General features: G+C 69.5%; 8 protein-coding genes and 1 pseudogene. 4 read left to right on the forward strand and 5 right to left on the reverse strand.

The features are described from left to right. The 5 genes from HRUBRA_RS13715 to HRUBRA_RS13735 form a co-directional block, all read right to left on the reverse strand. The coding region (locus HRUBRA_RS13715) for a PP-loop family protein (protein WP_035518082.1) at positions 1-296 on the reverse strand (296 nt) is incomplete at its 3' end. An 18-nt stretch (positions 297-314) separates the two neighbouring features. Beyond that, on the reverse strand, positions 315-1,262 hold the full coding sequence (locus HRUBRA_RS13720) for an acetyl-CoA carboxylase carboxyltransferase subunit alpha (protein WP_035518083.1): 948 nt from the start codon (positions 1,260-1,262) through the stop codon (positions 315-317). Positions 1,263-1,358: 96 nt separating this feature from the next. Then, positions 1,359-2,663 (reverse strand): sodium ion-translocating decarboxylase subunit beta, encoded by a 1,305-nt coding sequence (locus tag HRUBRA_RS13725; RefSeq protein WP_035518085.1) that lies wholly within the window; start codon positions 2,661-2,663, stop codon positions 1,359-1,361. A 3-nt stretch (positions 2,664-2,666) separates the two neighbouring features. After that, a complete protein-coding gene (gene oadA / locus HRUBRA_RS13730) occupies positions 2,667-4,514 on the reverse strand; it encodes a sodium-extruding oxaloacetate decarboxylase subunit alpha (protein ID WP_035518087.1) in 1,848 nt (615 codons plus the stop codon). Then, positions 4,514-4,780: an OadG family transporter subunit gene (locus HRUBRA_RS13735; protein ID WP_035518088.1), complete on the reverse strand. Its 267-nt coding sequence runs from the start codon at positions 4,778-4,780 to the stop codon at positions 4,514-4,516. The genes oadA and HRUBRA_RS13735 overlap by 1 nt, the downstream gene beginning before the upstream one ends. Before the next feature lie 188 nt (positions 4,781-4,968). Here HRUBRA_RS13735 and HRUBRA_RS13740 point away from each other — a divergent pair, with 188 nt between their 5' ends. The 4 genes and pseudogenes from HRUBRA_RS13740 to HRUBRA_RS15320 all read left to right on the forward strand — a co-directional run. After that, positions 4,969-5,937: a tRNA dihydrouridine synthase gene (locus tag HRUBRA_RS13740; RefSeq protein ID WP_052094938.1), complete on the forward strand. Its 969-nt coding sequence runs from the start codon at positions 4,969-4,971 to the stop codon at positions 5,935-5,937. Between the two features lie 86 nt (positions 5,938-6,023). Beyond that, positions 6,024-7,574, forward strand: coding sequence for a peptide MFS transporter (locus HRUBRA_RS13745; RefSeq protein WP_035518090.1), 1,551 nt, complete (start codon positions 6,024-6,026; stop codon positions 7,572-7,574). A 24-nt stretch (positions 7,575-7,598) separates the two neighbouring features. Next, positions 7,599-8,813: a saccharopine dehydrogenase family protein gene (locus HRUBRA_RS13750; RefSeq protein WP_035518092.1), complete on the forward strand. Its 1,215-nt coding sequence runs from the start codon at positions 7,599-7,601 to the stop codon at positions 8,811-8,813. Between the two features lie 27 nt (positions 8,814-8,840). Next, a pseudogene (locus tag HRUBRA_RS15320) lies at positions 8,841-10,350 on the forward strand (hypothetical protein); the annotation flags it as partial.

A 10,350-nucleotide genomic window follows, 5' to 3' on the forward strand; every position in this document is an offset into this window, starting at 1 on the left:
GGGCCGCTGCCGGCGGGCTGCACCGCCACGCGCACGGTCTGCAGGGGAACACCCAGACGCCGGCAGAGGCTATCGCAGTGAGCGGCCCAGCGGTCGGCCTCGGGGTGAAGCCCATGATGCACATGCAGCGCGGCCAGGGGCGGCGCAGTCGGCGTTTCCGCACGCCAGGCGGCCAGCGCCAGAAGCAGCGCGGTGGAGTCGAGGCCGCCGGAGAACCCCAGGAGCCAGTGCCGGTCCTCGCGGCCATCAAGGGCGGCGGCGAGTGCCTCGCTGACGGGGCAGTTCAGGTCCGGCACGACACAGCCGGCGGCGGGTCAGTTCCCGTAGGACATGAGGCGCGCGTAGCGGGCCTCGAGCATGTCCTCAACGGGGCTCTGGCGCAGGCGGGTGACCTGCGTGACCAGATGCTCGCGAATGCGATCGGCCATGAGCTCCAGGTTGCGGTGGGCGCCGCCCAGGGGCTCGGGGATGGTGGCGTCGACGATGCCCAGCTCCTCGAGGACACCGGAGGTGACACCCATGGCCTGGGCCGCATCCGGTGCGTTGTCCGTGCTCTTCCAGATAATGTTGGCGCAGCCCTCCGGGGAGATCACGAAATAGGTGGAATACTGAAGCATGGCGAGGTGGTCGCCGACCCCGATGCCGAGAGCCCCGCCGGAGCTGCCCTCGCCGATGACCACGCAGACGATCGGCGTGCGCAGCCGCGACATCACCGCCAGATTGGTGGCGATGGACTCGCTGATGCCGCGCTCTTCCGAGTCGATGCCCGGGTAAGCGCCAGGGGTGTCGATGAGGGTGATCACCGGCAGCTCGAAGCGCTCGGCGAGCTCCAGGAGTCGCAGCGCCTTGCGGTAGCCCTCGGGCTTGGGCATGCCGAAGTTGCGGTAGACCTTGTCCTTCACCGCCCGGCCCTTCTCCTGGCCGATGACCATCACCGGCATGCCATTGAGCCGCGCGGTACCGCCGACGATGGCCTTGTCGTCGCCGAAGCGGCGGTCGCCGTGCAGTTCGTCGAAGTCCGTGAAGATGCGCGGGATGTAGTCCAGCGTGTAGGGGCGCAGCGGGTGCCGGGCCACCTTGACGATGTCCCAGGGCGACAGATTGGCGAAAATCTTCTCGGTGAGCTTCGTACTCTTCTTGCGCAGCGTCACGATCTCTTCATCGATACCGAGCTCGGCACCGCTGCCCACCTGCTCGAGCTCCTGGATCTTCACCTCGAGCTCGGCAATCGGTTGTTCAAAATCCAGGTAGTTGGGGTTCATGGCGACCCTTCCGGCGGCACGTGGGCAAGGGCGGGAGTGTACAAAAATACCGGGCGGGCTACCACGACCCCCGGGGGAGGAGCCGGCAGGGTCGCGTCAACCCCCCAGCAGCGTGATCATGATCCCCGCCGCCACCGCCGAGCCGATCACGCCCGCCACGTTCGGCCCCATGGCGTGCATGAGCAGGAAGTTGTGCGGGTTGGCTTCGAGGCCCACGCGGTTGCAGACCCGCGCGGCCATGGGCACGGCGGACACACCGGCGGCGCCGATGAGCGGGTTGATGGGCGTCTTCGACAGGCGGTTCATAAGCTTGGCGATAAGCACCCCGGCGGCGGTGCCGATGGCGAAGGCGACCACGCCGAGGGCGAGGATGCCGAGGGTCTCGAACTCCAGGAACTTGCCCGCCACCAGCTTAGAACCTACGGACAGGCCGAGGAAGATCGTGGTGATGTTGATCAGCGCATTCTGCGCCGCCGCCGACAGGCGCTCCACCACGCCGCACTCGCGCATGAGGTTGCCGAAGCAGAACATGCCGAGGAGCGGGGCGGCCCCGGGGAGGAGCAGCGCCACGAGCACCAGGAGCAGCAGCGGGAAGAGAATCCTCTCGAGCTGGCCCACGGGCCGCAGTTGCACCATGACAATTTCACGCTCAGCGCGCGTGGTCAGGGCTCGCATGATCGGCGGCTGGATCAGGGGTACCAGCGCCATGTAGGAATAGGCGGCAACGGCGATGGCGCCGAGCAGGTCCGGGGCGAGGATGCTCGAGACGTAGATCGCCGTGGGCCCGTCGGCGCCGCCGATGATGCCGATGGCCGCCGCATCCTGCAGGGTGAAGTCGAACACCCCGGCGGACGACAGGGCGACCGCGCCCAGCAGCGTGGCGAAGATGCCGAACTGCGCCGCGGCACCCAGGAGCAGCGTGCGCGGGTTGGCGAGCAGCGGGCCGAAGTCGGTCATGGCGCCTACGCCCATGAAGATCACCAGGGGCCCGACGCCGCTGGCAATGGTGACCCGGTAGAACTGGTAGAGCACGCCGTGGCTGTAGCCCGCGTCCTGCGCCAGCCCCTCAAGGCTGGCCTGCAGGGCCACACCCGCGCTCTCGAAGGCCGTGGATAGCGCTTTCCCGGTGGCGTCCGCGGGCAGGCCCAGCTGCTCCGCCAGCTGCGCCCGCAGCGCCGCATCACCGCCGTGCAGCGAGCTTTCGAAGGCAGTCAGGGCGAGGTCGGCCCCGGGGATATTGGCGAGGATGCCGCCGAAGCCGATGGGCACGAGCAGCAGCGGCTCGAATTCCTTGCGGATGGCCAGGTAAAGAAGCAGGAGACCGACGCCGATCATGATTGCGGCGCCGGCGTCCAGGCCAGCGAGGCCGGAGGCGGCCCAGAGAGCTGCGAGGTCGCTCACGGGCTAGCGAAGCACCAGCAGCGTATCGCCGACGGCCACAGCATTGCCGGCCCCCACGGCCACGGACGCCACGGTACCGTCGCGGGGCGCACGCACCTCGGTCTCCATCTTCATGGCTTCGAGGGTCAGCAGCACGTCTCCAGCGCTGACCCGGTCGCCAGCCGCCACGGCGACGCGCACGATATTGCCGGCCAGGGGAGCGGGGAGCGGCTCACCGCTGTCGGCCCCCGCAGCGGGCGCGGCGGTGGCTGCGGCGGCCGGCGCCGACGCCGCAGCGACCGACTCCACGGTCCCGCCCTCGCTCACTTCCACCACATAGGGCTGGCCGTCCACCTTCACCGTGTACACGACGGGGCTGCCGGGCGCTGCGGCGGATGCCGCTGCCGGGGCGTCGGCAGACGCTGCCGTAGTGGCTTGAGCTTGAACTTGGGTCTCGGCCTCGGCCTCAGCGTCAGGGTGCGGCTCGAAGGCGTCAGCGTTGCCCCGATTCGCGAGAAAGCGCAGGCCCACCTGCGGGAAAAGCGCATAGGTCAGCACGTCATCGACGCGGCGCTCGCCGTCCTCGAGAGGGATGCCCTGCTCACCGGCGAGCTGCTCGAGCTCCTTCGCCAGCGTGTCCATCTCCGGCTCGAGGAGGTCCGCGGGGCGGCAGGTGATCGGCGCGTCACCCTCGAGCACCCGCGCCTGCAGCTCGGCATTGACCGGCGCCGGTGTGGCGCCATATTCGCCCTTGAGGACGCCGGCGGTCTCCCGGGAGATGGACTTGTAGCGCTCCCCAGTAAGCACGTTGAGCACCGCCTGGGTGCCGACGATCTGCGAGGTCGGCGTGACCAGGGGGATAAAGCCCAGGTCCTCGCGCACCTGCGGAATCTCGGCGAGCACCTCATCCATGCGGTCGGCCGCGCCCTGCTCGCGTAGCTGGTTCTCCATGTTGGTGAGCATGCCGCCCGGCACCTGGGCAACCAGAATGCGCGAATCGACACCGCGCAGGGAGCCTTCGAATTTCGCGTACTTCTTGCGCACCGTGCGGAAATAGGCCGCGATGTCGGCGAGCCTGTCGAGGTCCAGCCCCGTGTCCCGCTCCGTGCCTTCAAGGATGGCTACCACAGACTCCGTCGGCGAATGGCCGTAGGTCATGGACATGGAGGAGATGGCGGTGTCGATGTTGTCGATACCGGCCTCAATGCACTTGAGGGCCGTGGCCGTCGACAGGCCGGTGGTGGCATGGCACTGCATATGGATGGGAATGGAACAGGTCTCCTTGAGCCGGGTCACCAGCTCGTAGCCCGTATAGGGGCGCAGGAGCCCTGCCATATCCTTGATGGCGATGGAGTCAGCGCCGGCATCCTCGATCTGCCGGGCGAGGTCGAGCCAGGTGTCCAGAGTGTGCACGGGGCTCAGCGTGTAGGACAGCGTGCCCTGAGCGTGCTTGCCCACGGCCTTGACGGCCTTCAGCGCCGTATCGAGGTTGCGGAAGTCGTTCATGGCGTCAAAAACGCGGAATACATCCACACCATTGGTCGCCGCGCGCTCCACAAAACGCTCAACAACATCGTCGGCGTAGTGGCGGTAGCCGAGGATATTTTGACCCCGCAGCAGCATCTGCTGCTGTGTCTTCGGCATGGCGGCCTTGAGCTCGCGGATGCGCTCCCAGGGGTCTTCACCGAGGTAACGGATGCAGGCATCGAAGGTGGCCCCGCCCCAGGATTCCACCGACCAGAAGCCGATGTCGTCGAGGGCGGCGGCGATGGGCAGCATGTCGTCCAGGCGCAGCCGCGTCGCGAACAGGGACTGGTGCGCATCGCGGAGGACGACATCGGTGATGCCGAGGGGGCGGTGGCTGGCTTCCATCAGGGACCTTCCTTACGGCGGGCAGTAGCGTGGCGGTGCCGGACGATCGCGGCGGTGATGGCGGCGACCACCGCCGGCGAGGGGTCGGTAGCCGCTGCGGCATCGCTTCGTGGTGCCGCTATCGGCGCGGGCGCAGGCGGCGCAAAGCGTCGGACCGCGGCAGACAACGCACTGGTGGCAAGCACCAGCAGAGCAAGAAACAGCACCACCGTCAGCATGCCGAAGAGCATGAGGTCGAGGCCCTCTTGCAGCAGGCTTTCTTCCATCGGTGGCGTCTCCCGGTGATCAGCTACCACGATCATACTGCAAGGCCGGCGAGGACTGTAGGCAGCACGACCCGTGCCGAGCGCCGACGCAGCTCCCCCCTTCACCCGGGTCGCAACGGGCCCCCGAAGTTCGGGCGAGCCGCTCCCGCAGAGAGGCTGAAGGCCATCGGAGCGGGTACAATGCGGTCATGCGACTCATGCTCGCCCCCATGGAGGGGGTAATCGACCACACCATGCGTGAACTGCTCACCGGCCTCGGGGGCATCGACCGCTGCGTGACGGAATTCCTCCGGGTCACCGAGCGGCTGCTGCCGCCGCGGGTGTTTTATCGTTGCTGCCCCGAGCTCGCTGCGGGCGGGAAGACCGTGCACGGCGTACCCGTGTACCTGCAGCTGCTCGGCGGGCAGCCGGGCCCTGTGGCCGAGAACGCCGCCCGCGGTGCGGAACTGGGCGCGCCGGGAATCGACCTCAACTTCGGCTGCCCCGCCAAAACCGTGAACCGCTCCGACGGCGGCGCCATCGTGCTGCGCGAGCCCGCCCGGGTCTACGCCATCACTGCCGCCGTCCGCGCGGCTCTCCCCGTCGACGTTCCCCTCTCGGTCAAGATCCGCCTCGGCTTCGAGGACCGCTCCCCCTTCCTGGACGTGGTGCGCGCCATCAGCGACGCCGGTGCAGCAGAGATTGTCGTGCACGCCCGCACGCGGCGGGACGGCTACCGGCCGCCGGCTTACTGGGACGACATCGCCGGGGCGCGGGAGGTCACGCGCCTGCCTCTCATCGCCAACGGCGAGATCTGGAGCCCCGGCGATGCGGCGCGCTGTCAGGCCGCCAGCGGCTGCGACGACCTCATGCTCGGCCGCGGAGCCCTGTGCCGCCCGGACCTGCCACGGCTGGTGCGCGGGGCAGCGCGGGGCGAGGACCTGGCGCCGCTGCCCTGGCCTGCCGTCCTCGACCTGGTGCGCCAGTTCTTTGCGCTGACCCTGGCCAGCTACGACGCCAGGCACGCCGGCAACCCGCTCAAGCAGTGGCTGGTGTACCTGCGCGCCTACTACCCCCAGGCCGCTCTGCTCTTTGAGCACCTCAAGCGCCTGCGCGATCCGGCGGAGCTCGAGGCGGCGCTGGCCCGGGCGGGTGACCCGGGCGCCGCGGCGGCATGAGCTGCCCTTGCGGCCGCCGGGCGCCCTGCCCCTATAATGCGTCTCTGCCCGGCCGACGCCCCAGCGCCTGAATAAGGATACGCCGCATGTCCACTGCCGCCGTTCCCGCCACGCCCGGTGACGCGACATTTCTCGGCCACCCCCGGGGGCTGTTTGTCTGCTTTGCCACGGAGCTCTGGGAACGCTTCTCCTTCTACGGCATGAAGTACCTGTTGCTTCTTTATCTGACTAAATATCACCTGTTCTCCGACGCCGGCGGCCTGGAAGTCCTTGGCAGCTACGCGGCTCTGGTCTACGCCATGCCGGTCATCGGCGGCCTGCTCGCGGACCGTTACCTGGGCATGCGCAAGGCCGTGGTCTTCGGCGGCCTGCTGCTGGTGCTCGGGCACCTGGGCATGGCGGTGGAGGGCGAACAGGCGCGCCTTGTCGCCGGCGAGGTCGTGCGCGACGATGGCGCCCTGCAGGTTTTCTACTTCTCCCTGGCGCTCATCGTCATCGGCGTCGGCTTCCTGAAGCCCAACATCTCCACCATCGTCGGCCGCCTCTACGGCACCGATGACCCGCGCCGGGACGCGGGCTTCACCATCTTTTACATGGGTATCAACATCGGCGCCTTCACGGCCACGCTGCTCTGCGGCTACCTCGGCGAGACCTACGGCTGGGGCTACGGCTTCGGCGCCGCGGGGATCGGCATGCTCGTGGGCCTCGTGACCTTCCTCGGCGGGCAGAAGCACCTCATGGGCCTGGCCGAACCATCCCGGCCAGACGTCCTCAAGGAGCGTTCTCCGCTCGGTCTCAACAAGGAGCTGACCATCTACCTGGCCGCGCTCGGCGGCGTGGCCGTAGCCTGGCAGCTGCTGCAGTTCAACGGCGGCGTCGGCATGCTCCTCAACGCGCTGTCGCTCGCCGTACTGGCGGGGCTGACCTGGTTCATCGCGGTGAAGTGCGACGCGGTAGAGCGCTCGCGGATGATCGTGCTGGTCGTGCTCACGCTCTCCAGCGTGCTGTTCTGGTCCCTCTTCGAGCAGAGCGCCGCCTCCATGACCCTCTTTGCGGACCGTGTGATGGACCGGGAGGTCTTCGGCGTCACCCTGACCGCCTCCCAGTTCGGCTCCCTGAACGCCTTTTTCATCTTCCTCTTCGCGCCGGTGTTCGCGCTGCTGTGGACGGTGCTCGGCCGCCGAGGCCTGGAACCGAGCACGCCGGTGAAGTTCTCCCTCGGCATCGCCCAGGCCGGCCTCGGCTTCGGCGCCCTGCTCCTCGGCGCGGCCAACCCGGACCAGGCCGGGCTCGTCTCCGGCTACTGGATGATCCTCGCCTACCTGCTGCACACCTGCGGCGAACTCTGCCTGTCGCCGGTGGGGCTGTCGGCGGTGACCAAGCTGTCGGTGCCGAGCATCACCGGTGTGATGATGGGCAGCTGGTTCCTCGCCACCGCCTACTCCAATTTCGTGGCCGCGCAGCTATCGAAGCTTGCCGCCATCGAAACCGTGGAAGGCACGGTGGCCGACGTCGGCACCGCGCTGGCAAGCTACACGGCCCTGTTCAGCAAGCTGTTCTGGGTGGGCCTCGCAGTCGCCGCCGTGCTGCTGGCGCTGTCGCCCCTGCTCAAGCGCATGATGCGCGGCATTCACTGACAGCCACCAATACGGGAGAGCGCCATGGCAGCAAGGGACTTCGATCTGGTGCTCTGGGGCGCCACCGGCTTCACCGGCCGCCTGGTCGCCGAACATCTCGCGGCCCACTACGGCCACGGGCACCAACTGCGCTGGGCTATCGGCGGCCGCAGCCGGGACAAGCTCGAGACCCTCGCCGCGGCGCTAGCCGACGACAGCGGCACACCGGCGCTGGTCACCGGCGACAGCGACGATGCAGACAGCATGGCCGCCCTGGCGGCCAGGACTCGGGTGGTCTGCAGCACCGTGGGGCCCTATGCGCGCCACGGCACCCCCCTGGTCGCCGCCTGCGCCGACGCCGGTACCCACTACTGCGATCTCACCGGCGAAGTGCCGTGGATGGCTACCACCATCGAGCAGTTCGGCGACCGCGCCGCCGCCTCCGGCGCGCGCATTGTGCACAGCTGCGGCTTCGACTCCGTCCCCTCGGATCTCGGTACCTGGTTCGTCCAGCGGGAAATGCTCAGCCGCCACGGCGTCGCCGGCCGGCGCGTTCACGGCCGGGTGGGCCGCTCCCGCGGCGGCGCCAGCGGCGGCACGGTCGCCAGCCTCCTCGGCGTCATGGAAGCGGCGCGCCGGGACCGGCGTATCCGCCGGCTTCTGAGCGATCCCTACAGCCTCAATCCGCCCGGCGCGCCGCGGGGCCCGGACCGGGACGACAGCCTGCGCCCCTACTACGACCCGGTGTTCCGCCAGTGGACCGGACCCTTCGTCATGGCGGCGATCAATACCCGGGTAGTGCGCCGCAGCAACGCGCTCCTCGCCTTTCCCTGGGGCGAGGATTTTGCGTATGACGAACGCCAGCTGTGCCGCTCTCGGGCCCAGGCGACGCTTCTTGCGGGCGCCATCGGCGGTGCCATGGCGGCCATGGCTGTCGGCCCGACCCGGCGCCTGGCCGGGCACTTCCTGCCATCACCGGGTGAGGGCCCGGACGCGGAAGAACGGCAGAACGGCTTCTTCGAACTGTTCCTGCATGCCCAGCACCCGGAAGACCCCAGCCTCGACCTGCGTGCGCGGGTCAGCGGTGACCGGGACCCCGGTTACGGCGCAACCTCCCGCATGCTCGGCGAAGCAGCGGCCAGCCTCGCCCTCGATGACCTGCCTGTGCGCGGCGGCATCTGGACGCCTGCCACGGCCTTTGGCGACGCGCTGCTGGCGCGCCTGCACGACCGTGCCGGGCTCCGTTTCGAGCTTGTCTGAGCTGACCGGCGGCGGCCCCGGGGCGCGGTGAGCGACCTGACCTTCAGCGGCGTGCTCCTGCCGGGCGCAGACCCCCGGCGGGCCCGGCTGCAGTTAACCGCGCTGTTCCGGCTCACAGACCCGGCGGCCGTGGAGCCCTTTTTCCGCGGCGGCACCGTCACCCTGCGCCGCGATCTTCCCACAGCAGAAGCGGAGCGGCTCTGCGAGCGTCTCCGCGCCGCAGGGCTGGACTGCCAGGTAGCCGCGGCGCCGGAAGCCGGGCTGAAACCCGAGCCAGTACCGAGACGAGAACCCGAACCCGAGCCCGAGCCCGAACCGGAGCTCGAACCCGAACCCGAACCCGAACCCGAGCCGGAGCTCGAGCCCGAGCCAGCGCTGAAACCTTCACCGGCCGCACCTCAGCCGGCCGCACCCAATGTCTTCCAGGTGCGTCCGGACAGGCCAGTCGCGCTCGCCGCAGACATCGCGCAGCTGCGCTGGCTGGCGGCGCTCGTTGCCACTGCGGTGCTCGGAACGGCGCTGATCGCGATGACGATCGCGGGCCTGCTTGCAGCGTCGCCAGCACCGGTGACCGGGGCCAGCGCCAGCGGTGTGGACGGCGCCGGCCAGCTCTATCTACTCACGCCCGACGCTGTCCTGCTGCACGATCGTGCCGGCCATGAACTGCTGCGTCTCGACGCCGCGCGCCTCGGGCTCGAGGATCTCGCGCCGCCGTTCCTCGTCGGCCGCGATGGCAGCCTCGTACTCCACGCCCGCAGCGGCGACGGAAAACCGGCGCCCTGGCGCTGTGCACCTGCGGGCGGCGCCTGCGAGCCTCTGCCGCCCGGCGGCGTCTTTCTCGCCCTCGCCGCGGACAGCAGCGGCGTACTCCATGCCCTGGACACAGCGGGGCTCGTGCGCATCAGCGATGGCGCCGCGCAGGCCCGGGCAGCACTCACAGCGGAAAACACCGCGCCGCGCCTGGTCAGCGAAGGGGGGCTTCTTTATGTCGCCGCCGGGGGATCCATGATCGGCGTACACCGGCCGGATCCGGGCAGCTATGGCGAGCAGCTCGATGCCCTGCTGCCGGTGCCCGGGGACTTCGCGGCGACCGGCGTGCGCGACTTTGCGTTCTTCGCGGACCAGTGGTGGGTACTGCTGGAAAACGCCGCCGGGACCGTGGCCCTGCACCGCTTCGACACGCGCTGGGGCCATCGCGGCGCCGTGCCTCTCCCGACTGGGCTGACTCCCCGGCGACTGCAAGCCTGGAACCGCCAGCTTCTGGTGCTCGATCCGGCCCGGCCGGCCCTGCAGCGGGTGGACGGCGAGGGACGGATCGGCGCGCCTTTTACCTCTTCACTGCTCGTGGCATTGGCCGCGGAGCAGCGCGAGGCCCTAGCCTGGCGCACGACGGCGGGGCTCGCGGGGCGGGGCATCCTGGCACTGGCCCTCGGCTGTGCGCTGCTTGCGCTGCTCCTCGCCGCGGACCGGCGCCGGCGACCGGGCGAAGCACCAGCCCTGCGCCTGGACCGGGAGCACAGCGCCTTTCTGTGGTTTC

The organism is Pseudohaliea rubra DSM 19751 (assembly GCF_000764025.1).
In the GTDB taxonomy this organism is placed as follows: Bacteria; Pseudomonadota; Gammaproteobacteria; order Pseudomonadales; family Halieaceae; genus Pseudohaliea; species Pseudohaliea rubra.